At 70.2% G+C, this 25,255-nt stretch carries 14 protein-coding genes; 12 read left to right on the top strand and 2 right to left on the bottom strand.

From position 1 onward, the window contains the following. Positions 1-329 precede the first annotated feature (329 nt). From glk to DEO45_RS15750, 4 genes are all read left to right on the top strand, one after another. Positions 330-1,427: a glucokinase gene (glk, locus tag DEO45_RS15765; protein ID WP_114345632.1), complete on the top strand. Its 1,098-nt coding sequence runs from the start codon at positions 330-332 to the stop codon at positions 1,425-1,427. Between the two features lie 100 nt (positions 1,428-1,527). Beyond that, on the top strand, positions 1,528-4,248 hold the full coding sequence (locus DEO45_RS15760) for a TonB-dependent receptor (RefSeq protein WP_114345630.1): 2,721 nt from the start codon (positions 1,528-1,530) through the stop codon (positions 4,246-4,248). Positions 4,249-4,380: 132 nt separating this feature from the next. Next, positions 4,381-6,690, top strand: a complete 2,310-nt coding sequence (locus tag DEO45_RS15755) for a beta-N-acetylhexosaminidase (protein WP_114345627.1) — start codon at positions 4,381-4,383, stop codon at positions 6,688-6,690. Continuing rightward, on the top strand, positions 6,687-7,757 hold the full coding sequence (locus tag DEO45_RS15750; RefSeq protein ID WP_114345624.1) for an acyltransferase family protein: 1,071 nt from the start codon (positions 6,687-6,689) through the stop codon (positions 7,755-7,757). Before DEO45_RS15755 ends, DEO45_RS15750 begins: the two co-directional genes overlap by 4 nt. On the opposite strand, the gene DEO45_RS16645 is transcribed toward DEO45_RS15750, so the two are convergent. Continuing rightward, the gene (locus DEO45_RS16645; RefSeq protein WP_189339778.1) at positions 7,754-7,912 is read right to left on the bottom strand and encodes a hypothetical protein; all 159 of its coding nucleotides are present in this window, start codon (positions 7,910-7,912) and stop codon (positions 7,754-7,756) included. The genes DEO45_RS15750 and DEO45_RS16645 overlap by 4 nt on opposite strands. 4 nt (positions 7,913-7,916) lie before the next feature. Next, positions 7,917-12,278, bottom strand: coding sequence for a DEAD/DEAH box helicase (locus DEO45_RS15745; protein WP_114345622.1), 4,362 nt, complete (start codon positions 12,276-12,278; stop codon positions 7,917-7,919). A gap of 141 nt (positions 12,279-12,419) precedes the next feature. Here DEO45_RS15745 and DEO45_RS15740 point away from each other — a divergent pair, with 141 nt between their 5' ends. The 8 genes from DEO45_RS15740 (at position 12,420) to DEO45_RS15705 (ending at position 25,253) form a co-directional block, all read left to right on the top strand. Next, positions 12,420-14,651, top strand: coding sequence for a glycoside hydrolase family 3 C-terminal domain-containing protein (locus DEO45_RS15740; RefSeq protein ID WP_114345619.1), 2,232 nt, complete (start codon positions 12,420-12,422; stop codon positions 14,649-14,651). Positions 14,652-14,764: 113 nt separating this feature from the next. After that, the gene (locus DEO45_RS15735; RefSeq protein ID WP_114345617.1) at positions 14,765-17,008 is read left to right on the top strand and encodes a TonB-dependent receptor; all 2,244 of its coding nucleotides are present in this window, start codon (positions 14,765-14,767) and stop codon (positions 17,006-17,008) included. 171 nt (positions 17,009-17,179) lie between these two features. After that, a complete protein-coding gene (locus tag DEO45_RS15730) occupies positions 17,180-19,189 on the top strand; it encodes a S1 family peptidase (protein ID WP_114345615.1) in 2,010 nt (669 codons plus the stop codon). Between the two features lie 98 nt (positions 19,190-19,287). Further along, positions 19,288-20,157 carry an alpha/beta hydrolase gene (locus DEO45_RS15725; RefSeq protein WP_114345613.1) on the top strand — a complete coding sequence of 290 codons (870 nt, stop codon included), beginning with the start codon at positions 19,288-19,290 and terminating at the stop codon, positions 20,155-20,157. 284 nt (positions 20,158-20,441) lie between these two features. After that, positions 20,442-21,131, top strand: coding sequence for a response regulator (locus tag DEO45_RS15720; protein ID WP_114345612.1), 690 nt, complete (start codon positions 20,442-20,444; stop codon positions 21,129-21,131). After that, complete coding sequence (locus DEO45_RS15715) at positions 21,128-22,537, top strand: sensor histidine kinase (protein ID WP_114345609.1); 1,410 nt, start codon at positions 21,128-21,130, stop codon at positions 22,535-22,537. Before DEO45_RS15720 ends, DEO45_RS15715 begins: the two co-directional genes overlap by 4 nt. 134 nt (positions 22,538-22,671) lie before the next feature. Beyond that, entirely contained in the window at positions 22,672-24,123 is a 1,452-nt protein-coding gene (locus tag DEO45_RS15710; protein WP_223250907.1) for an efflux transporter outer membrane subunit, read from the top strand. After that, positions 24,123-25,253 (top strand): ABC transporter permease, encoded by a 1,131-nt coding sequence (locus DEO45_RS15705; protein WP_114345604.1) that lies wholly within the window; start codon positions 24,123-24,125, stop codon positions 25,251-25,253. The genes DEO45_RS15710 and DEO45_RS15705 overlap by 1 nt, the downstream gene beginning before the upstream one ends. Positions 25,254-25,255 lie beyond the last annotated feature (2 nt).

Here is a 25,255-nt window from a genome sequence, read left to right as displayed (position 1 = left end):
CCAACGGAGGACCTCCGATTGCCGCTGGGGTCGAGCCGTCCGGACGGCTGTTCGAGACGATTGATGTGGCGATGCAGCAGGTCGGGAACGCACGGTGGATTCCAACGAAAACACAGCGAAACAAGCCGTGAACTCCGTCATCTCGGGGATGCGCCCGGGAGTGTCGCGACAGCTATGCGGCGGTGCCACATCGAATGTTCCAAGAATCGGCTGTGACAGGATTGACAACGTTGTCATCGTGACCACAGACTTCGCCCGAATCAGGCCAGCCGGGCCTGCGCCGATCCAGTGCGTCCGGATCGGAAAACCATCGGCCACGGGAGAACGGGGTGGGGGGAGTCGCAAACCAGCATCATGCGGCGAAGTCGGCGGCGCCCGCCGGAGCGTCGCATCCGGCCGGCCTGGACGTGCCGGATCCGGGGCAGCCGTTCCTGGCCGCCGACATCGGCGGCACGCATGCGCGCATCGGCCTGGTCGCGGGCCGGGCATCCGGCCGGCGTCCGGTCAGCGTGCTGCACTACCACCGCTACAGCTGCGCCGACTGGTCCGGCCTCGCCGCGATGCTGCAGGACTTCGTCGACCAGCTGGCCGGCACGCCGCACGCGGCGCTGCGCGAACAGCTGCGCCATTGCGCGGTGGCCTGCGCCGGCTACGTGCTGGACGACGCGATCGTCAACGAGAACCTGCCGTGGCCGGTGTCGATCCGCGAGATCCGCGACGGCCTCGGCATCCGGCGGCTGATGGTGATCAACGATTTCGAAGCGCTCGCCTACGCCACCCAGTTCATCGGCGCCGACGAGACGCAGCCGGTCATCGATGCCACGCTGCCGTCGGCGCCCGGGCCGGTGCTGGTGATGGGGCCGGGCACCGGGCTGGGTTCGGCGGTGCTGCTGCCGGGCCAGCCGCGCGCGCAGGTGCTGGCCACCGAGGCGGGGCAGGTCGCGCTGGCGCCCGGCAACGAGCGCGAGATCGAGATCCTGCGGTTGTTCCGACGCCAGCATTCGCACGTGCCGTTCGAGGACGCGCTGTCCGGCCCGGGCCTGCTCAGGCTCTATCGCGCGCTGTGCGAGCTGCGCGGCGGCGGCGCCCGCGCGCTCACGCCAGCCGAGGTGACCGCTGCCGCGCTGGCCGGCCATGACGTCGCCGCGGTGGAGGCGCTGGAGGTGTTCTGCGGCCTGCTCGGCAGTTTCGTCGGCGACCTGGTGCTGCTGTACGGCGCCCGCGGCGGAGCCTACCTGGCCGGCGGCATCCTGCCGCAGATCCAGCCGTTCCTGCGCGCCAGCACGTTCGCCGAACGCTACTTCAACAAGGGCGTGATGCGCGCCTATCTGCAGCAGGTTCCAGTACGACTGATCGAGCACGGCCAGCTTGGTGTCATCGGCGCCGCAGGCTGGTTTCTGGATGGACGGGACGGAGCCACGGGATGACCGTCATCCGCCAGCACGGCGCCGAGCCAGCCTTTGCACAACATCCGCGACCGTCGTCATGCCGGTCTTGATTCGAGCCAGCCTCTGAGGGGAGGAGATCATGAACTACCGCAAGACATTGCTAGCCGCGAGCATCATCGCCAGCCTGTGCGTTTCCGGCGCGCTGTATGCGCAGGACAGCCAGGCGAACACCGACAGCCAGTCCAGCCAGAACCATGCAAAGGAGAAGCAGGCCAGGACCCTGAGCACGGTGATCGTCACCGGCATCCGCAACAGCGAGGCCGAGTCGCTGGCGCTGAAGAAGGAGGCGGCCTCGCACGTGGAGGTCGTCACCGCCGAGGACATCGGCAAGCTGCCGGCGAAGAACGTGGCCGACACGCTGCAGCGCCTGCCCGGCGTCAACATCAGTTCGTCCAGCGCCAGCGAAGGCGGCTTCGACGAGAGCGACCGCGTCAGCCTGCGCGGTACCGCGCCCAGCCTCACCCAGACCCTGGTCAACGGCCATACCGTAGGCACCGGTGACTGGTTCGTGCTGAGCCAGGTGCAGACCGTGGGCCGCAGCGTGAGCTACACCCTGCTGCCGTCGGAGATCGTCAGCCAGGTGGTGGTGCACAAGACCTCCGAGGCCAGCATCGTCGAAGGCGGCAGCGCCGGTTCGGTGGACATCATCACGCGCAAGCCGCTGGAGTTCGCCAAGCCGGTTACCGCCGAGGCCTCGATCGGCGGCGTGTATTCGGACCTGCCCGGCGACACCAAGCCGCAGTTCAGCGGCCTGTTCAACTGGAAGAACGACGCCAACACCGCCGGCGTGCTGGTGCAGGGCTTCTACGAGAAGCGCAGTCTGCAGCGCAACGGCCAGGAGGTGGTGGGCGGCTACCTGCCCACCACGGTCGGCGGCAACACCGTGTACTACCCGAACGAGATCGGTGCGGTGCTGTTCACCCAGCAGCGCGAGCGCAAGGGCGGCGTGATCGACTTCCAGGTCAAGCCGACTGACAACCTCACGCTCGACCTCAGCGGCTTCTACTCCAAGCTCAAGGCCGACAACTACAACCGCAACTACATGATGTGGGCCAGCAGCGCGCTGGCGGGCGGCGGCGTGCTGACCGCCAACTCGATCAACAACAACGTGGTCACCAGCGGCTCGATCGCCGGCGGCACCGGCGCCTACGGCGTTTACGACCAGATCTCCCGCCCCGGCGCGTCGTCGGAATCGAAGTACCTCACCCTCGATGCCGACTGGCGCGTCACCGACCACCTCGACCTCAAGGGCCAGGTCGGCACCACCCGCGGCACCGGCAGCAGCCCGACCCAGGACGTGATCGAACTGGGCACGGCCAGCGGCGCCGGCGCCAGCTGGAACATGCGCGGCATCGGCCAGCCGATCAACTGGACGCTGGGCGGCGACAACAGCTCGCCGTCGGGCATCCTGCCGTCCGCCGGCTGGATTTTCGGCGGCCAGGGCATCAAGGTGAAGGACAAGGAGGATTGGGCGCAGTTCGACGGCGAGCTCAGCTTCGACAACGACGCGGTCACCTCGCTGCAGTTCGGCGGCCGCTATGCCAAGCACACCCGCGCGAACCCGTTCGAAGTGGCGCAGGGTCCGAACTGGGCTTCCGACTGGCAGAACCCGGCCGCCTATCCGACCGGCACCTACAGCAGCTATCCCGGCGGCTTCAACGGTTCGCTCGGCGGCAGCTTCCCCGGCCCGATCTGGTTCTGGACGCCGGGCCAACTGGCGCAGATCGACGCGAAGTTCGCCAACCGCGATCCGGTCGGGCGCTTCTACTTCAACGACATCTACAGGGTCGGGGAGAAGGACACGGCCGCCTACCTGCAGCTGAACTTCGAGTCCGGCATCGCCAGCGGCAATATCGGCGTGCGCTACGTGAAGACCAAGGAGGACATCGGCTACAGCAGCACCGCGCCCGATGCCGCGGCCAGCACGGTCACCGGCCCGATCACCGGCTCGGCCTTCGGCGACTACTACTGGAACACCTACCGGCACAGCTACGATAAGTTCCTGCCCAGCGCCAACCTCAAGCTTGCCGTCACCGACGACCTGCTGCTGCGCTTCGCCGCGTCGCAGACGATGACCCGTCCGGACTACTCGGCGCTGGCCGGCTCGGTGTCGGCCGACGACCTCACCCACACCGGCAGCGGCGGCAATCCGCAGCTCAGGCCGCTGATATCGAGCAACTTCGATGCCGCGGCGGAATGGTACTTCGCGCCGCGCGGCCTGCTGTCGGCCGGCGTGTACGCGATGAACCTGAAGGACTACGTCACCTTCGGCAACCAGACGCGCAGCTTCAAGGACATGCCGGCCAGCCAGGCTGCCGGCCACGACGTGTTCTCGAACTACCTGATCAGCGTGCCGACCAACGTCAACGGACAGGTCCGCGGCGTGGAGCTGAACTACATCCAGCCGATCGGCGACAACTTCGGCGTGCAGGCCAACTACACCTATGCCGACGGCCACGCCACGGGGGACAAGCCGTTGCAGGGCACCTCGAAGAACACCTACAACGTGTCGGGCTATTTCGAGAACAAGCAGTTCAACGCCCGCGTCAGCTACACCTACCGTTCGGCGTTCTATGCCGGCGTGAGCCGTACCGACACCTACTTCCAGCAGGGCATCGGCAACCTCGCGGTGTCGCTGGGCTACCAGCTCAACGACCACATCTCGCTGTCGCTCGACGCGATGAACCTCAACAATCCGAAGCTGAAGTACTACACGCAGAACGCCACCTACGGGAAGCAGCCGTACGCGTTCTACGACAACGGCCGGCAGTACTACCTGAACCTGCGTTTGAAGCTCTGACCCTGTTCTGACCCTGTTCCACCGCGAAGCGGGCCACGGACGGCTCCGCATCCTCCCCAACCGGGCCCGGCCCCATCTTGCCGGGCCCGCTTTTTTGCTAGCGTGATGCACCTGTTGCGACGGAGACCGCCGATGACCCGCCGTTTGATCCTGCTCGGGTGCGCGACCCTGGCACTGGGCCTCGCCGGCTTCGCCCGGGCCGCCGAGCCGCCGATTCCCGCCCTGCTGCCGCTGCCGGCGCAACTGCGCGTCGATGCCGGCAGCTTCACCGTCGATGCGCACACGCCGATCGTGCTCGCCGACGATGCCGCCTCGACCCGCCGCACCGGCGCCTGGCTGGCCGACCTCGTCGCGCGCACCCGCGGCCTGCACCTGCCGCTGAAGCACGGCGCGGCCGCCGCAGGCACGATCGTGCTGCAGCACGATCCCGCCGCGCCGGTGGCGAACCGCGAAGGCTATGCGCTGGATGTCACGCCGCAAGGCATCCGGGTCAGTGCGCGCGACGACGCCGGCCTGTTCTACGGCGCGGTGACCCTGTGGCAACTGCTCACTCCCGATGCGAAGCAGGGCGCGGTCGATGTGCCCGCGCTGTCCATCCGCGACCAGCCCCGCTTCGCCTGGCGCGGCCTGATGCTGGATTCCGTGCGGCACTTCCAGACGGTCGACGAGATCGAGCGCCTGCTGGACCAGATGGCGCAGCACAAGCTCAACACGTTCCACTGGCATCTCACCGACGACCAGGGCTGGCGCATCCAGATCAAGCGCTACCCAGAGCTCACTCGCATCGGCGCCTGGCGCACGCCGCCCGGCGCGGGCCGCGACGGCGAGCCGAAGCGCTACGGCGGCTTCTACACCCAGGACGAGATCCGCCGCGTGGTGGCCTACGCCGCCGCTCGCCACATCACCATCGTGCCGGAGCTGGACATGCCCGGCCATGCGCAAGCGGCGGTAGCCTCGTATCCGCGGATCGGCGTCACCGGCCAGCGGCCGCAGGTGTCCGCCGACTCCGGCATCAATCCCTGGCTGTACAACGTCGATGACGACACCTTCACCTTCATCGACCACGTGCTGGACGAGGTGATGGCGCTGTTCCCCTCGACCTACATCCACGTGGGCGGCGACGAGGCGATCAAGGACCAGTGGCAGGCTTCGCCCGCGGTGCAGGCGCGGATGCATGCGCTGGGCATCGCCAACGAGAACACGCTGCAGGGCTGGTTCATCGACCGCGTCGGCCAGTACCTCGGACAGCACGGCCGCCGGCTGGTCGGCTGGGACGAGATCCTCGAGGGCGACCACCTGCCGGCCGACGCCACCGTGATGTCCTGGCGCGGCACCGACGGCGCGATCAAGGCCGCCCTGCTCGGCCACGACGTGGTGCTGTCGTCCTCGCCGGTCCTGTACTTCGACCACGTGCAGGGCGATGCCGCCGACGCGTACGCCGGCCGCCTCGGCGTGGAGTCGCTGCAGAACGTGTACGCCATCCCGACCGTGCCAGCCGTGCTGGACGCGGCGCAGGCGCGGCACGTGCTGGGCGTGCAGGCCAACGTGTGGACCGAGCACATGCCGACCATGGCGCACGTGGAACATGCGGTGTTCCCGCGGCTGGACGCGCTGGCCGAAGTGGCGTGGTCGCCGCCGGCCGCGCTGGTCTGGCCGGGCTTCCTCGCCCGCCTGCCGGCCCAGCTCGCACGCTACCGCGCGCAGCGCATCGGCTATGCCGACACCGCCTTCGCGGTGGACATCGCGGTGGACCGCAACGTGGCGCTGGCCACCGGCAGGGCCACGGTCACGCTGGCCAACCAGACCAGCATCGGCGCCATCCGTTACACGCTGGACGGCAGCGCGCCCACGCCGGCCTCGCCGCGCTACGACGCGCCGTTCAACGTGACCCTGCCGGCCACTGTGCGCGCCGCCAGCTACGCCGCCGACGGCAGCGCGCTGGCCGCGCCGCGCGAGCGCGTGCTGGACCGCGCCGCGCTGCTGAGCCTGCCCGGCACGATGCTGGCGAACTGCCCCGGCAGCGATTTCCGGCTGCTCCTGCAGCCCGCGCCGGACGCCGCCAGCACCCAGCCGGTGTACGCGGTGAACGTGTTCAACACCTGCCAGCTGTTCCCGCCCACGCTGCTGGACGGCATCGGCGCGATCCGCGTCGAAGCTGTGCGGCTGCCGCGCAACTTCGCGCTGGCGCACGAGCAGAAGCTGGTGGTGGTGCACCCGCATGCCACGCCGTTCGGCGAGCTGGTGGTGCGCGCCGACCGCTGCGACGGCGCCGTGCTGGCCACGATGCCGCTGCCCGATCCCGCGCACGCCTCGCGCGAGTTCAGGCTCGAGGCGCGGCTGCCCGCGCCGGCCGGCGAACATGCGCTGTGCCTGATCTATACAGCGCCGATCGACGGGCCGTTGTATGCGCTGGGCCGGGTGAGCCTGGTGCCTGCGCCATGACGCCGGCGCGGCGCCTCGCCTCGCTCGACGCCCTGCGCGGCTTCACCGTGGCGGCGATGCTGCTGGTCAACGATCCGGGCGACTGGGCCCACGTCTACTGGCCGCTCGAGCACGCGGCGTGGAACGGCTGCACGCCGACCGACCTGGTGTTTCCGTTCTTCCTGTTCGTGGTCGGCGTGTCGGTGGCGCTGGCGATCCTGCCGCGGCTGGAGCAGGGCGCTTCGCCGTCCGCGCTGACCCGCGCCGCGATGTGGCGTGCCTTGCGCATCCTCACGCTCGGCGTGGCGATCAACCTGCTGGCGGCGTGGTGGCTGCCGCAGGCGCACCTGCGATTCCCCGGCGTGCTGCAGCGGATCGCACTGTGCTTCGCCGGCGTGGCGCTGTTCGCGGTCTACACGAAACCACGCACGCAGTGGGGGGCGATCGCGGCCTTGCTGCTCGGCTACTGGGGGTTGCTCCTGCTCGGCGGCTCGCTGGAGCCGTGGACGAATATCGCCAGCCGTTTCGACAGTGCGTTGTTCGGCCGCTTCGTCTACCTGATCGATCCGGCGACCGGCCGCGGCCACGATCCGGAAGGCCTGCTCTCTACCTTGCCGTCGTTGGCCGGCACCCTGCTTGGCCTGCGCGCCGGATGCTGGCTGCGCGAGGAGAAAACCGGGCGCCTGCTATTCGCCGGCGTGTTGTCGCTGCTGCTCGGTGCGCTATGGTCGCCATGGCTGCCGTTCAACAAGAACCTGTGGACGCCCTCGTTCGTGCTGTGGACCACCGGCTGGGCCACGCTCGCGCTGCTGGCGTTCCACATGCTGATCGACCGGCGCGGCTGGCCGGCATGGGGCCGCCGCTTCGGCGTCAACGCGATCGCCGCCTACGCCGGTTCCGAACTGATGCAGATCGCGCTGCCCGCGCTGGGCTGGCAGGAGCCGCTCTACCAGCACCTGTTCGCCGGCTGGATGACGCCGCGCTTCGGCCCATACGTGGCGTCGCTGGCGTTCGCCGTGGTGTTCGTGGCGCTGTGGTGGTTGATCGTGTGGGCGATGGATCGGCGGCGCGTTTATCTCAAGCTCTAGCGACGCCCGCGTAGCGCCTTGATGAACAAGGCCATCGACAGCAAGCCCAGCAGCAGGCCAGTACCGGCACCCCACAAGGCGCCGCTGTTGCCGGCGAACAGGTAGCCGACGCCGAATCCTAGCGGAAGCAACAGCAGGACCGGCAGGCAGCCCATGGCGTCAGCGTGCGATGGCCGGGGTTTCCGGCAGCGAGGGCGGGTAGCGCAGCAGCGCGTGCTTCGCCCGCTGGGTGTCGGTGGCGCACAGTTCGATCAGCGGCGTGACCTTGCCGGCGACGAGCGCGCCGATCGGCATGCCGTCGCGGTACAGCACGCGTGCGCCGGCGAGTGCCGGCACCTTGTCGCCGGCCAGCACGGTGCCGACCAGGTTCAGCGGATCGCAGCCGCTGAGGCAGACCAGCTCGCCGTCGTCCGCGCGCGAGCGCACCGCGCGCAGCGGCGCGATCGCCTCGGGCAGGGCGAACTGTTCGCCGACCAGGCCTTCGACGAAACGGCCGCCGCGGATCTCGCCGCGCGCCTCCAGCCGATGGTACACGCGCAGAAGTTCGCGCCACGGCGGCAGCCACGGCGCCTCGCGTTCCAGCAGCTTCCAGAACACCACGCCGTAGCGGCGCAGCAAGGTGCGCGCGATGTGTTCGATCGCCTCGGGTTCGGCCTTGCCCGTCGTCGTGCCGCGCGCCAGCGCCCAGCGTCCGGCATCCTCGATGCCGCTGAGCTGGTGCCGGCGCAGCCGGCGATGCCGTCCGCCGTCGCGCTTCGCCGCGGGCAGCAGGAGGGCGCGTAGGCCGGCGAAGCTGTCGGCGCTGATCCGGCCGGCGGCCACCAGTTCGCCGAGCGCATCCTCCAGTTCGGTGCGCAGCAGGCGGGTGTCGGTGAGCAGCTCGTCGAAGAACAGTGCGCCGTGTTCGCGCAGCGTGTCGGCGACGGCCTGGGCGCGCGACGACAGCAGGATCTCCTGCGGTTCGCCCGCGGCTACGGACGTCCAGACGGCCAATCCGCGCCGAGGCAAAAGCACGATAGGGGTGCTGCGCACCGGGCCGCCGCCACCGCCGCTGCCGGTGCGCAATCGTGCCCAGCTGATGCGGCCGGCGCGGCACAGCTCGTCCAGCCAGTGGATCGAATAGTCCGCGATGCGCGCCGGCAGCAGCTCGCTCTCCCACGCGCCGGCGGCCGCCTCGTAGCCTTCCAGCTGCGCCAGCGTGGCGGCCAGTGCGTCCGGCCCGTTCAGACGGGTGGCCGCCGACACGTGTTGCCAGTCGAACAGGAAGCGCATCAGCGCACGCCGGCTGACCGGCTCGATCTCGCGGCGCAGCCGGCCGATGGTGTAGCGATGGATGCGCGCCAGCAGGTGGCGTTCGCACCATTCGATATCCGCGACATCGGCGCTGAAGCGGCCCTGCATCACGTAGCCTTCGGACTGCAGGCGCAGCAGGGCCTGTTCGACCTCGCCCCTATCGACAACCAGCGAGGTGGCCAGGGTATTCGCGCTGACCGGGCCGAGTCCGCCGAGGCGATGGCGCACCAGTTCCAGTACGGCGTCCTCGCGCGACCACGACTGCGCGGCGTATTCGGCGGGTGCGGCGATCGGCGGCTGCATCGCGGCGGCGGGATGCAACGCCTGCCACAGTGGCAGTTGCTCGGCGGTGATCCAGACGTCGCCGAGCCGGGTTGCGCGCTGCGCCTTCGACAGCGACTGCAGCCGTTCCCGCCAGCCGGAGTTGGCATCGACCTCGGCTGCCGTGACGAAGCCCAGCAAGGTCAGCGCCTCGTGCATTTCGTCGGCATCGCGCACCTGCGGCCACGCTTCCTCGCGCACGGCGGCGATCGCTTCGGGGTCGAGCCGGCCGAGGTCGTCGGCGCTGTCGGCACCGTTCCAGCGCCGCGTCTGCACCGCCTGGGTGCGCCGTTCCTCCAGCGGCGCATCGTCGAGGAAGGCGTACGGCGCGGCGTTCAACACTTCGGAAGCAAGCAGGCTGGGCGCGGTGAGGTCGCGCGCCACGATGGCGATGGCGCCGGCTTCGAGCTGGCGCAGGATCGCCAGCAGGCCGTCCACGTCCATTGCCTCGCGCAGGCAGTCGTGCAGGGTCTGGTTGACCAGCGGATGGTCCGGCACCTCGCGCTCGCCCACGATGTTCTCCAGGCAGGCGACCTGGTCGGGGAACACCGCGGCGAGCAGGTCCTCGCTCTTCATCCGCTGCAGCGGCGGCGGGGTCTTCTTGCCGCCGGTGAAGCGCGGCAGCGCCAGTGCGGTCACCGCGTTCCAGCGCCAGCGCGCGGGGAACAGCGGCGCGTCGAGCAGGGCCTGCACCAGCACGTGCTCGGCGCTGTTCGAGTGCAGGTAGTGCGCCACTTCCTCCAGCGGGAAGCTGTGGCTGGTGGACAGCGACAGCACGATCGCGTCCTCGGTCGCCGCCGCCTGCAGTTCGAAGTTGAACTGGCGGCAGAAGCGCTTGCGCAGCGCCAGCCCCCAGGCGCGGTTGATGCGGCTGCCCCAGGGTGTGTGGATCACCAGCTGGGTGCCGCCGGATTCGTCGAAGAAACGCTCCAGCACCAGCGTGTGCTGGCTGGGCAGCACGCCGAGTGCGGCCTTGGCGCGGGCGAGGTAGTCGACCAGTTGCTGCGCGGCGGTTTCGTCCAGGCCGAGCTGCTCGTGCAGCCAGACGACCGCCGCCGATACGCCGCCGGCGTCGAGCTGCGCGGAAATCTCCTCGCGCAGCCGCGACACGCCGAACGACAATTCGTCGCTGCGCCCCGGCGCCTCGCCCAGCCAGAACGGAATGCTCGGCGCCGCGCCGCGCGCGTCCTCCACCCGCAGCCGGTCGCGCTCGACGCGCTGGATCCGGTAGCTCGTGTTGCCGAGCTGGAAGATGTCCCCGGCCATGCTCTCGACCGCGAAATCCTCGTTCACCGTGCCTACGATGATCGCCTGCGGCTCCAGCACTACCTTGTAGTCGGCGGTGTCGGGAATGGTGCCGCCGGAGGTCAGCGCAGTGAGCCGCGCGCTGCGCCGCGGGCGCAGCTGCCGGTTCACCGCGTCGCGATGGATGTACGCCGCGCGCGGGCCCTGGCGGGTGGTGAAGCCTTCGGCCAGCATGCGCACCACCGCATCGAATTCGCTGCGCGCGAGTTCGCGGTAGGGGTGCGCGCGGCGCACCAGCGCGTACAGCGCGTCCTCGTCCCACTCGCTGCAGGCGACCTCGGCGACGATCTGCTGGGCCAGCACGTCGAGCGGCTGCGGCGGCATCACCAGCGCATCCAGTTCGCCGCGGCGCACGCAGTCGAGCAGGGCGGTGCATTCGATCAGGTCATCGCGGGTGGCGGGAAACAGCCGAGCCTTCGGCGTGCCGTCGATGCTGTGGCCGGAACGGCCGGCGCGCTGAAGGAACGCGGCGATCGAGCGCGGCGAGCCGAGCTGGCAGACCAGGTCGACCTCGCCGATGTCGATGCCCAGCTCCAGCGAGGCGGTCGCCACCAGCACCTTGAGCTCGCCGCGCTTCAGCCGCTGCTCGGCATCCAGCCGCAGCTCCTTCGCCAGGCTGCCGTGATGCGCGGCGACGTGCTCCTTGCCCAGCCGCTCGGACAGGTGCCGCGCCGCGCGCTCGGCCATCCGCCGCGTGTTGACGAAGACCAGGGTGGTGCGATGCGCGCGCACCAGCTGGGCGAGGCGGTCGTAGACCAGTTCCCAGCTGTCGTTCGACATCACCGCTTCCAGCGGCACCGGCGGCACTTCGATGGCGAGGTCGCGCGCCCGGGTGTGGCCCACGTCGACGATGGTTGCGCTTTTGCCCCCTTCACTGCGACCGAAGGAAGCCCCTTTGGGGCCGGCAGGGGGAGGAGCAAGTGCGGGGCTCTCGCCGGTACCGACCAGAAAATCAGCGACCATTTCGATGGGCTTCTGCGTCGCCGACAAGCCGATCCGCAGCAACCGCCGCCTGCATAGCGACTCCAGCCGCTCCAGCGAGAGCGCGAGGTGCGAACCGCGCTTGCTGCCGGCGATGGCGTGGATCTCGTCCACGATCACCGAGCGCACGCCCGAAAGCATGGCGCGCCCCGAAGCCGACCCCAGCAGCACGTACAGCGATTCCGGCGTGGTCACCAGGATGTGCGGCGGCTGCCTGCGCAGCAGGTTGCGTTCGACCTGCGGGGTGTCGCCGGTGCGCACGGCGGTGCGGATCGCCACATCGGGCAGGCCGAGTTTCTCCAGTTCGGCGCGGATGCCTTCCAGCGGCGCTTCCAGGTTGATGTGGATGTCGTTCGACAGCGCCTTCAGCGGCGACACGTACAGCACCGTGGTGGCGTCGGCCAGCGCGCCGCCATGGGCGACGCCCTCGCGCACCAGCGCGTCGATCGCGGCGAGGAACGCGGTGAGCGTCTTGCCCGAGCCGGTCGGCGCGGCGACCAGGGTGTGCCGCCCGGCGCGGATCGACGGCCACGCGGCTGCCTGCGCCGCGGTGGGCGCGGCGAAGGCGCCGCGGAACCACGCGGCGACGGCGGGGTGGAAATCGGCGAGCGGGGGCGTCATGGTCCTCCGGAGATGGGTACCATCGGCGTTTCACGCAAGCGCGAAGCGTCGGATCGTGACGTGGTGGCTTGCGATGAAAACGTTACGTTAGCACCCTGTGGTCCACTGCCACGCTACCCCTTTCCCATGCCGAGGTCGTCCATGTCCCGTCGCCCGCCGTATCTGCTTGCCAGCGCCATCGCCCTCGCCGTCATGGGCGGCACGGCCGCCGCGGAACAACCGTCGGCACGGCCGTGGATGGACGCGGCGCTGTCGCCCGATGTGCGCGCCGCCCTGGTGGTGCAGGCGATGACCCCGGACGAGAAGTTCCAGCTGATCACCGCCCGCTACGGCAGCGGCTCCGATGGGCGGCCGATGCCAGCCGGCGCGCTGGGTTCGGCGGGCTTCGTGCCGGCGCTGACGCGGCTGGGCCTGCCGGCGCTGCAGGAAACCGACGCGGGGCTGGGCGTGGCGCGCCCGCTCAACGCGCACAGCAGCGATGGCGCGACCGCCTTGCCCTCCGGACTGGCGACGGCGGCCAGCTGGGACCCGGCCGTGGCCGAGGCCGGCGGCGCGATGATCGGCCTCGAGGCGCACCGCAAGGGCTTCAACGTGCTGCTGGCCGGCGGCGTCAACCTGCTGCGCGATCCGCGCAACGGCCGCAACTTCGAATACGCCGGCGAGGATCCGCTGCTGGCCGGCATCATGGTCGGCCACGCGGTGCGCGGGGTGCAGTCGCAGCATGTGGTGTCCACGGTCAAGCACTTCGCCATCAACGACCTGGAAACCGCCCGCAACACGATGAACGCGAAGCTCGATCCGGTCGCCGCGCGCGAATCGGACCTGCGCGCGTTCGAGATCGCGCTCGGCATCGGCGAGCCGGGCTCGGTGATGTGCGCGTACAACCGCGTTAACGGCACCTATGCCTGCGAGAACGAGTGGCTGCTCGACCAGGTGCTCAAGCACGACTGGGGCTTCAAGGGCTTCGTGATGTCCGACTGGGGCGCGGTGCACAGCGCGGCGAAGTCGGCGCTGGCCGGGCTCGACCAGGAATCGGCCGGCGAGACGTTCGACCCGCAGGTCTACTTCGACGGGCCGCTGCGCGAGGCGATCGCCAGGGGCGAGGTGCCGCAGGCGCGGCTGGACGACATGGTGCAGCGGATCCTGCGCAGCCTGTTCGCGGTCGGCGCGATCGACCATCCGGCCGAACCGGCGCCGATCGACTACGCCGCCGACGCGAAGGTGGCGCAGGATGCCGCCGAAGCCGGCGCGGTGCTGCTGCGCAACCAGGACAAGCTGTTGCCGCTGGCGGGAACGCTGAAGTCGGTGGCGGTGATCGGCGCGCATGCCGACAAGGGCGTGCTGGCCGGCGGCGGTTCGTCGGCGGTGACTGCGCCGGACGGCAACCCGGTGGTCGGCCTGGCGCCGACCGCGTGGCCCGGTCCGGTGAAATACCACCCGTCCGCGCCGCTGGCGGCGATCGCCCGGCGCGTGAGCGGGAACGCCCGCTACGCGAGCGGCGCCGACATCGAGGCCGCGGCGAAGCTGGCCGCGTCGTCCGAGGTGGCGGTGGTGTTCGTGCAGCAATGGGCGGCCGAGTCGTTCGACCGTCCAGGCATGGCGCTGGACGGCAACCAGGACGCGCTGGTCGCCGCCGTCGCCAAGGCCAACCCGCACACCGTGGTGGTGCTGGAGAACAACGGCCCGGTGGCGATGCCGTGGCTGGCGCAGACGGGGGCGGTGCTGGAGGCGTGGTATCCCGGCGGCGCCGGCGGCGAGGCGATCGCGCGGCTGCTGTTCGGCGAGGTCGATCCGTCCGGCCGGCTGCCGCTCAGCTGGCCGCGCGACGAGTCGCAGCTGCCGCGCCCGACCATCGCCGGCGCCGGCCTGGCCGAGATCGGCCTGCTGCCGCAGGGCAAGCCCGCCGACACGGTCGACTACGACATCGAAGGCGCCGACGTCGGCTACCGCTGGTTCCAGCGCCGCGGCAGCGAGCCGCTGTTCCCGTTCGGCTACGGCCTCGGCTACACCACGTTCGGCTACGGCCCGCTGGCCATCACCACCGATGCCGGCGGCACGGTGACGGCGTCGTTCACGGTCACCAACACCGGCGGGCGTGCCGGCGCCGACGTCCCGCAGCTCTACGCGCGGCTCCACGGCGATGCGGCATCGCGGCTGGTCGGCTGGCAGAAGGTGTCGCTGCAGCCGGGCGAGACGAAACGGATCCGCCTCACCCTGCCGGCGGTGCGCTTCGCGCGCTACGAAGAGCGCAACCACGGCTGGCGCGTAGAGGCCGGCACCGGCCACCTGCTGCTCGGCCATTCCTCGGTGCAGATCGAGCAGCAGGCGAAATTGCGATTGCCCGGCGTCTTTCCCGCCGGCATGCAGCGTTAGCCCTGCCGCGGTCCGCTTTCACAAAACGGTCGGTCGTATGACAATGCGTTGACGACGCGGTGTCGGAGTGGGCCGCACTGCGGTCGTCCATTCCCCCGACAAAAGGACCGACCATGCGCGCTGTCACCTCGCTGCGTCCCGCCGTACTTGCTGCCTGCCTTGCTGCCGCACTGGCGCCGGTCGCCGCCGCGGCGCAGGCCGCTGCTCCGGCCAAGCCGCAGGCCGCCAAGGCCACCGAACTGCAGACCGTGAACGTCACCGCCTCGAAGCGGGTGGAGAACATGCAGAAGGTGCCGATGGCGCTGACCGTGCTGACGCCGGACAAGCTGGAGGCGTTCGGCCAGTCCGGCGACACCGTGCTGCAGCTCGCCTCGCGCGCGCCCAGCGTGTATGCCGAGACGTCCTATGGCCGCGAGTTCCCGCGCTTCTATATCCGCGGCCTGGGCAACAGCGACTTCGACCTCAACGCCTCGCAGCCGGTGTCGATGGTGTACGACGACATCGTGCAGGAGAACCCGATCCTGAAGGGCTTCCCGTTGTTCGACCTGGCCCAGGTCGAAGTGCTGCGCGGCCCGCAGGGCACGCTGTTCGGGCGCAACTCACCGGCCGGCGTGATCAAGTTCGAGTCGGTGCGGCCCAGCCAGGAAACCAGCGGCTATGCCCGCCTCTCCTACGGCTCGCTCGGCACCGCGAACGCCGAGGCCGCGCTGGGCGGCGCGCTCGGCGGGCACTGGTCCGGCCGCATCTCGGCGCTGGCGCAGCACCGCGACGGCTGGATCGACAACACCTTCACCGGGCAGAAGGACGTGCTGGGCGGCTACAACGACCGCGCCGTCCGGCTGCAGGCGCTGTACGAGGACGGCGGCTTCAGCGCGCTGCTCAACGGCCACGCGCGCTGGCTGGACGGCAGCGCGATGGTCAACCGCGCCAATGCGATCGAGCTGGGCAGCCCCAGCTTCGTGCCCGGCTTCGACCGCTACAAGGTGGCGCAAGACGGCCGCAACAAGCAGCACCTGTTCAGCTGGGGCAGCAACCTGCACCTGGCGTGGAACCTGGGCGACATGACCTTCACCTCGATCACCGGGCTGGAGCACGCCACCACCTACAGCCTCGGCGACGTCGACGGCGGCTACGGCGCGGTGTTCCATCCGCCGATGGGCCCGGGCTTCATCCCGTTCCCGGTCGAGACCGCCGACGCGCTGCCGCACGACCGCCAGATCACCCAGGAATTCCGCCTCGCCAGCAACGGGCAGGACAAGCTCAACTGGCAGGTCGGTGCCTACTGGTTCGACGAGGACATCGCGATCAGCAACTTCGACTACGCCACCTTCAACAACCACGCGCTGGACGGCTACGCCAGGCAGACCCAGCGCACCAAGGCATGGGCGCTGTTCGGCTCGGCCAACTACCAGCTCGCCGACGACTTCGAGCTGCGCGCCGGCGCGCGCTGGTCGCACGACTCGCGCGATTTCAAGGTGGACCGTGTGCTGTCGCCGATCGGCGGCGGCCCGCTGCTGCTGACTGCGCAGCCGCACGACTCGCGCTGGAGCGGCGACCTCACCGGCACCTGGACGCTGAATCCGAACGTCAACGTCTACGCGCGCGTCGCCAACGGCTTCCGTGCGCCGAGCGTGCAGGGCCGCGTGCTGTTCGCCGACTTCATCTCGCAGGCGAAGCCCGAGACGATCACCAGCTACGAGCTGGGCGTCAAGACCACCGGCATGGACAACCACGTGCGCTTCAACGCGGACGTGTACGGCTACAACATGCACAACCAGCAGCTCACCGCGGTGGGCGGCGACATCAATGTCACCCGCCTGATCAACGCGAAGAAGACCCAGGGCTACGGCGCCGAGTTCGACCTGGAGGCCTACCTCACGCCGAACTTCGTGCTCACCGCCGGCGGCAGCTACAACTTCACCAAGCTGAAGGACCCGGGCCTGGCGGTGGCAGTGTGCGGTTCCGGCTGCACCGTGCTCGATCCGCTCAACGCCGCGGGCAACGCGCTGGTCGATGGCAACACCCTGCCGAACGCGCCGAAGTGGATCGGCACGCTCACCGCGCGCTACGGCATCCCCTACGGCGAGAGTGGTGAGTTCTTCGTCTACACCGACTGGAACTACCGCAGTGAGGTGAACTTCTTCCTGTACGACTCGGCCGAGTTCAAGGGCAAGCCGCTGCTGGAAGGCGGCGTGCGGCTCGGCTACAACTGGGATTACGGCCGCCGCGAGGTCGCCCTGTACGGCCGCAACATCACCGACAAGCGGGCGATCACCGGTGCGATCGACTTCAACAACCGCACCGCGTTCGTCAACGACCCGCGCATCATCGGCGTGGAATTCCGCGCCGAGCTGTAAGCCGTAACCGGCCGCGCCGGTGCTAGGAGCGGCCGGGCAGCGCATCGCCCGCGCCGCGGCCCGGGTCTGCCATGCACGCGGCGTGCGGCCATGCCAAGATGCATGCCGGCCGCTGCCCGCGAGGATGCCGAGGGGAGTCCGTGGGTGGCCGCCGCGGAGCAAAGGAAACCTATGCGCACATGGTATGAGGGAGCGATCCGCGGGTTCGGCATGCTGGTGCTGCTGTCCGGCGTGGGCCTCGCGGGGGCGACGGCGGCACGCGCGGCCAGCCTTGATCCCGCGATGCTGCCGAAGATCCAGGCGGCCACCTTCGAGGTGGTGCAGGCGAAACCGACCGGCGACACGCTGAGCTACGAACGGCCGCTGCCGCTGGAGCTGCTGCCCTACCAGGAGCGTACCGACAAGTACTACTCGATCGGTACCGCGTTCGCGATCGGCCACAACCGCTACGTCACCGCCGGGCACGTGCTGCTGGCCGGCGAGGCCAGCCTGTGGGGGCCGCCCGAACTGCGCGACGCCGCGGGCCGCGTGTACCCGATCGGCAAGATCGAGAAATTCTCGCTGGGCAAGGATTTCGTGGTGTTCACGCTGGCGCAGCCGCCGGCGGGCGACGCGGCGCTGGAGGTCGACGCCAGTCCGGCGCTCAACCAGGTGGTCTATGCAGTGGGCAACGCGCTGGGCACCGGCGTGGTGATCCGCGACGGCCTGTACACCTCCGACACGCCGGAACAGGAGAACGGCGCCTGGAAGTGGATGCGCTTCTCCGCCGCCGCTTCGCCCGGCAACAGCGGCGGCCCGCTGCTGGACAAGGACGGCAAGCTGATCGGCGTGGTGCTGATGAAGTCGGCCAACGAGAACCTCAACTACGCGCTGCCGATCCATGAGGTGCTGGACGCGCCGTCCGGCAACGCGGAAATGGAGTCGCGCATTGCCTACCAGCTCGACCTGTTCGATACGGTCGAGAACAGCCAGCTCAAGGCGCGGTTCGCACTGCCGGTCGGCCTGGGCGACTTCTACCGCGAGTTCCAGTCGCGCATCGACGCCAACAGCGATGCGCAGCTGAAGGCGCTGCTCGCCAGGGAATCCGCCAACCTGTTTCCGAGCGGCGCGGGCTCGGCAAGGCTGCTGCACCAGCAGACGCAGCTGGATGGTTTTCCCACGCTGATCGTGCGCGGCAGCGACGGCGAATGGCGGCGTGCCGGCGGACAGGCGCAGCGTTTCGCGCTGGACGGCAACGGCTACGTGGCCACCGGCGCGGTCGCGAACAATGGACTGGTCCGCCTGCGCCGGCCCGACGGGGTGGCCGCGGCGACGTTCTACGGCGACGCGAAATCGCGCATGGACCTGCTGGCGCGCACCGGCATGTTCCAGCGCGCGGTCGCCGGCGAAAAGGTCAAGATCACCTCGCTCGGCAAGCCGGTGCGGGAATCGACCCACCTCGACCGCTGGCGGCGACCCTGGCACGTCGCCGTCTGGCCGCTGCCCTACGCGAATGCGCTGGTGATGGCGTATTCGTTGCCGGTGCCTGACGGCAGCGTGATGCTGGTGCGCTTCACGCCGCCCGCCCACGAGCACGACACGATGCTCGACTTGGCCGAGATCAGCAGCTTCGTCCACGTCACCTACCAGGGCACCCTGGCGCAGTGGAAGGACTTCCTCGGCAATCCGGCGCTGCAGCCGGCCACGCTGAAGGGCATCCGCATCGACTTCGACTACGACCACCGCTTCAGCTACACCTCGCCGCGGGTGGCGTTCTCCTATCCCTCCACCCTGCAGGCGGTCAAGCCGGACAACCTGCTGTGGCTCGGCTTCCGCTTCTTCTTGGACGGCGGCAAGCCGGTATGGGACGTGGGCGACGTGAACGTCTGGAAGGACACCGCCTCCGACGACCACAACAACGTCAACGTGCAGCGCTACGTCGCACCGCCGCCCGGGCTGGACGACGACCTGAGCGGCCGCTGGCGCAAGCTGGCGGAGCGCGAGTATCCCTACAATGGCGTGGCGCGCTACGAGAACGACCTGATGAAGATCAACGCCGTGGTCGCCCCGGCCGCCGCAGGCAGCCAGCCGTCCACGGTGCTGTACACCGCTTTCTACGGCACCGCGGGCACCCAGCCCCAGGCCGACATGAAGGGCAAGCTCGACCTGCTGACGAAGGACATGCGCGTCACGGAACATTGATGCCTGCACCGGCACGGACCCCGGCCAGCCGGGATCCGTGCCGACCCCGACGGCACGCGCGGCGGTGCCGGACCCGAAAAACGGACGCGAAACCACCCATGCACGCGGCACTGCAGAACCGTCCTGCGGACGGCACCGAACCTATGTCCTGGCTCGACCTGGCCGACGGCCAGCGGCTGTTCCTGCGCGACTGGCCGCTGCCGCAGGCGCGCGGCGCGGTGCTGCTGGTGCACGGGCTGGGCGAACACAGCGGCCGCTACCGGCGCCTGGCGGCGTGGTTCAACCAGCGCGGCTATGCCGTGCGCGGCTACGACCAGCGCGGCCATGGCCAGACCCCGGGCGGTCGCGGCCGGCTGCGCCACGGCGACGACCTGCTGGAAGATCTCGCCACCGTCTACAACGATTACGCCAACGGCCTGCCGCATCCGCCGCTGCTGCTCGGCCACAGCATGGGAGGGCTGGTCGCGCTGCGTGCGGCGCTGGATGGCCGCGTTGCACCGCCGGCGCTGCTGCTGTCCTCGCCGGCGCTGCGCAGCTGGGAGTCGCCGCGGATGATCACCCTGGCGCGGCTGTTGAGCCGCGTAGCGCCGAGCCTGCCGCTGCGCAACGGGCTGGACGTCGACAAGCTGTCGCACGATCCGCAGGTGATGACCGACTACCGCAGTGATCCGCTGCAGCACGGCTGGATCACGCCGCGGCTGGCCGATTTCATCTTCCGCGCCGGCGCTGCGTGCATCGCCGACGCCAACCGTCTGGCGCAGCCGACCCTGCTGCTGGTGGCGGACAGCGACGAGCTGGTGGATCCGTCTGGCAGCCGCGAGTTTGCCCGCAAGGCAGCCGCGACGGGCCGGCTGACCACGCGCTTCTTCTCGACGCTGTACCACGAGCTGTTCAACGAGGCCGAGCCCGGGCGCGGCCAGGTGCTGATGCAACTGGGCGACTGGCTGGGCCGGCAGACGCCGGAGTGAGATCGGCGCAGGCCGGGCGGCACGGAGCCCCGATCCTGCGGCACCCGGCCCGCACACCGTCACCGCACTGGCTCGCGGCGACGCGTTCAGCGCGTTGCCGGCGAACGTGACGGACTGAACGGGCCCCGCGCCGCGAACCGCGGGCCGCCGGCGTTGTCTGAACGGACGCGGGTAAAGACTGGAAACCGGTCCGCCGCGACCCCATCCACGCCGCCGAGCCGCACGAGACAGCATCGACCCGGTGGTCCATGATGCGGCACATTCGCGTGCAACCCGGAGTTTTGATGCGCATTCTGCTGGCCGAGGACGACCTGTCCATTGCCGAAGGCATCCGTGCCTCGCTGCGGCATGGCGGCCATGCGGTGGACCACGTGGTCAACGGCGGCCTCGCCGATGCAGCCCTGCGCGACCACGACTACGACCTGCTGGTGCTGGACCTCGGCCTGCCCGTGCTCGACGGCAGCGAGGTGCTGCAGCGCCTGCGCAACCGCGGAACCGGCTTGCCGGTGCTGGTGATCACGGCGCGCGACGGCCTGCCCGACCGCGTGCGCGTGCTCGACCTGGGCGCCGACGACTACCTGGTCAAGCCGTTCGAGCTGGCCGAGTTCGAGGCGCGCGTGCGCGCGCTGCTGCGGCGAGCCAGCAGCCAGGGCAAGCCGGAACTGCAACTCGGCCGGCTGCGGCTCGACCTGCCCGGGCATCGCGCCTGGGTCGACCAGACGCCGCTGGAGCTCACCGCGCGCGAGTTCGGCCTGCTGGAGGCGCTGGCGTTGCGCGCCGACCGGGTCACCAGCCGCGCGCAACTGGTCGAGGCGCTGTGCGACTGGGACCAGGACCTGACCGACAACGGCCTCGACATCGCCATCCACCGCCTGCGCCGCAAGCTGGACGGCAGCGGCACCGGCGTGCGCACGATCCGCGGGCTGGGCTACCTGCTGGAAGAGCTTGCCGAAGAAGGCAGCGGGTCGGCATGAAGCGGTCGTCGCCCTTGCGCCCCAGCCTGCGTCGCCGGCTACTGGTATTCCTGCTGATCCCGATGGCGGTGCTGCTGCTTCTGGATGCGCTGCTGAGCTACGGCGTGGCGCTGACCTATGCCAACCGGGTGCACGACCGCGACCTGGGCGGCGATGCGTTGACGCTGGCGAAGATGCTTGGCAAGGATCCGCACGGCGGGCGGCTGACGCCGCAGGCGCGCTTCCTGCTCGAATACGATCCGGTCGGCCGCAGCTATTTCAGCGTGAGCAGCTCCCGGCACGGCCTGCTTGCGGGCGACGGCCGGCTGGCGCGACTGGTGGCCGCGTCGGTGCCCGACGCCACGCCCACGCTGTACAACACCCGCCTGGACGGGCACACCCTGCGCGCGGCGGATGTGCGGGTGACCACGGCGGACGACCCCGGCGACAGCCTCACCGTCGTCGTCGCCGAGACCTTGCGCGACCGCCACGAGCAGGCGCGCGAGATCCTGCTGCTGGCGGTGGTCATGCAGACCTTCCTGATCGCCTGCGTGCTGTCTCTGGTCTGGTTCGGGGTCAGCCGCGGCTTGCGTGTGCTCGAACCGCTGACCGCGCGGCTGGCCAGCCGCTCGGACGAACTGGCGCCGATCGACGGTCCCGACGTGCCGCAGGAGATCCAGCCGCTGACCCGCACCATCGACGCGCTGTTCGGTCGCCTGCGCGGCATGCTGGCCCTGCACGACCGCTTCATCGCCGATGCCGCGCACCAGCTGCGCACCCCGCTGGCGGGGCTGAGCCTGCACGTCGACCGCGCGCTCGCCGACCCGCGGCCGGAGACGCTGTCCGACGCCTTCGACCACATCCAGCGACTGACCCGGCGGGCCGCGCGCACCTCCTCGCAGCTGCTCGCGCTGACCCGCGCGCAGGCGGCTCCAGCCGATACCGGCGACTACCGCCTGCTCGATCTCGCCAGGCTGATCCCCGAGGCGGTGTCGCAACGCGTGTACGAGGCGATCCGCGCCGGCGTCGACCTCGGCTACGAGGGTCGCCAGGAGCCGCTGTACATCCTCGGCGACGCGGCCGGCCTGCAGGACCTGCTGGACAACCTGATCGACAACGCCGTGCGCTATGCCGGCCGCGGCAGCGACATCACGGTGCGGCTGCAGGCGCGGGACGGCGGCGGCGCCACCCTCAGCGTCGAGGACAACGGGCCGGGCGTGCCGACGGAATTGCTGCCGCGGTTGAGCGAGCGTTTTTTCCGTGTGGGCGGCAGCCAGGAGCAGGGCAGCGGGCTCGGCCTGGCCATCGTCCGGCGCATCGCCGGGCGCCATCATGCCGAGGTCGTCTTTCGAAATGGACAGGAACGTGGCCTGCGTGTGGACGTACACTTCCCACCCCCACCGGCCGCCTTGACCTCCACAGCATGACCGCGTCCCGCGCGACCCCCACTCCACCGTCGTCCGGAGGAAGCAGGATTTCACGACGACGATACGCGCGGGTATCCTTGCCATCTACCGACGCATGCGCCTTCCGCGGGGCGTCGTCATGGAATCCGTCTACCGTGCCACCCCGATCGAGCAACGCCATTTCCGGCAACCACCTGCGTATCGGCCTGCTTGGCATGCTGCTGTGCGGGCTGGCCGGTTGCGCCGCGCCGTTGCCGAAGCTGGCGCCACCGGTACCGGCGCAGTGGCAGCACGCGACCGCCTCGCAGCCGGCCCCGGCGACCGACCTGCGCGGCTGGTGGCATGTCTTCGACGATGCCGGGCTCGATGCGCTGGTCGATCGCGCGCTGGCCGACAACCTGGACGTGGCGCAGGCGGTCGAGCGCATGCGCGCGACGCGGGTTCTGCGCAAGCATTCCGGCGCGCGCTATCTGCCGAGCCTGATCGCGCGGACCAACGATGCGATCGACCCCGACGCCAGCGCCTCGTATTTCGTCGCCGGCTTCGATGCCACCTGGGAGCTGGGCCTGTTCGGCCGTGCCGAAGGCACCCGGCGCCTGTCGCAGGGCGAGCTGGATGCCAGCGTCGCCGACCTGCAGGCCGCCCGGGTCAGCCTGGTCGCTGAGGTGGTGCGCGAATGGATCGGCCTGCGCACCGCCCAGCAACAGGAACAGTTGCTGCTGCAGGTAAGCCAGGCGCGCCAGCACGAATGGGAGCTGGTGCAGGCGCGCGAGCGCCTGCAGCTGGCCGCGCCGAGCGCGGTGGACCAGGCCCAGGCCGCCTTCGCGCAGGCGCAGGCCGCACTGGCCGCGCCGCGCCAGGCGATCGACGCCAGCGCGCAGCGGCTGGCCGTGCTGCTCGGCCGCAACCAGCCCGATCCGGTCTGGCTGCTGCCTGGCCCGCCGCCCGAAGTGGGCAGCTGGCGGATCGACGGCACCCCGGCCGACCTGCTGCGCACGCGGCCCGAGATCGCGCGCGCCCAGGCGGACGTGCTGCGCGCCGCCGGCGAGCTGGCGCTGGCCCATGCCGACATGTATCCCAGCATCGGCCTGGGCGCCTCGATGGTGTGGGCGGCGGACATCAACAACGACCACCGTTTTTCCACCACCCCCAACGGCATCGCGTCGGTGGGTCCGGCGATCAACATCCCGCTGTTCGACTGGGGCATGCGGGTGGCGGCCAAGCACGCCAGGGACCACGAGCTGAAGGCCAGCGTGCTGGCCTACCGGCAGGCCGTGCTGCAGGGCGTGGCCGAAGTGGAGACCGCGCTCGGCAGCCTGCAGCAGCAACAGCAGCGCGAGCAGCACAGCAAGCTCGCCTGGCAGGCGCTGCAGCGCGTCGACCAGACCGTGCAGAAGCGCGTCGGCCTGCGCCTGGGCAGTCCGCTCGACCGCGTCGAGAGCCAGCTCGCCGCGGACCAGGCCGCGCTGGAACTGGCCGATGCACGCGCCAGCCACAGCCTGGCCTACGTGGCGCTGTTCAAGGCGCTCGGCGGCGCGCCGCGGCCGAGCGCGCCGGCGCCGGACGCATCGCCCGCGCCGGTTGCCGCAGGACAGGCGAACCCCTGATGGTCGCCCTCGCGCGCAAGACCCTGGTCTACGAATGGCGGCGCTTCCTGCCGGCGATCCTGGCGGTCGGCTTCGCCGGCCTGCTGCAGCTGCTGCAGATCGCGCTGGTGCTGGGCATCTTCGGCAGCACCAGCCTGTACATCACCGGTTCGTCGGCCGACGTGTGGGTGGGTTTTCCCGGCACGCAGAGCGTGAGCCTGGGCCGCACGATCAACGCCGACCTGCAGTCGCGCATCCTGATGGACCCGGCCGTGGAACGGGTCGAGCCGTACCTGTGGGTCGACGGCGACTGGCGCGGTGCGCACGAGACCGGCGGCGTGTCGGTGTTCGTCTCCGGCATCGACACCCGCGCCGACGGCCTGATGTATTCCAGGGTGCTGTCGCCGGCCCTGCGGGCGCGGCTGGCCGAGCCGGACGCGATCGTGATCGACCGCTCCGCCATGGACCAGCTCGGCGTGGATATCGGCCAGACCGCCACCATCAACGGCCGGCGGGTGCGGGTGGTCGGCATCAGCACCGGCCTGCGCGCGCTGGGCGGGGTCAACGTGCTGTGCTCGCTGGATACCGCGCGCCAGCTGGACAGCGACCCGAGCGACGACGGCCCGACCTACCTGGTCGCGAAGCTGCGCGATCCGGCCCAGGCCGAAGCGGTGGCCGCGCGCCTGCGCGGCGACACCGCGTTCGGCCCGTACACCGCGTGGAGCGCCCGTGATTTCGCCAACATCTCGGTGCACTACTGGCTGTTCGACACCGGCGCCGGCGCCGGCGTGCTGTTCCTGGCCGGCATCGTGTTCCTGGTCGGCGCTGCGATCACCAGCCAGACCCTGATCGCCGCGGTCAACGGCTCGGTGCGCGAGTACGCCACGCTCAACGCGCTCGGCGTGGGCGTGGGCGCCCTGCGCAAGGTGGTGCTCGAGCAGGCCTTCTGGGTCGGCGCGCTCGGTTTGCTCGGCGCCAGCGTGCTCGGCATCGTGCTGATGCTGCTGGCGCGCAGCCAGGATGTGCCGGTGGTGCTGAACGTGACGGCGGCACTGGCCTGCATCATCCTGGTGATGGGCCTTGCCGCCGTCTCCGGACTGGCCGCGATGCGCAGCCTGCGCCGCGCCGATCCCGCCAACCTGCTGAGATGACC

The sequence above is a fragment of the Rhodanobacter denitrificans genome, from assembly GCF_003335105.1.
Lineage (GTDB): Bacteria > Pseudomonadota > Gammaproteobacteria > Xanthomonadales > Rhodanobacteraceae > Rhodanobacter > Rhodanobacter denitrificans_A.
This window is presented reverse-complemented; position numbering and strand designations above follow the sequence as displayed.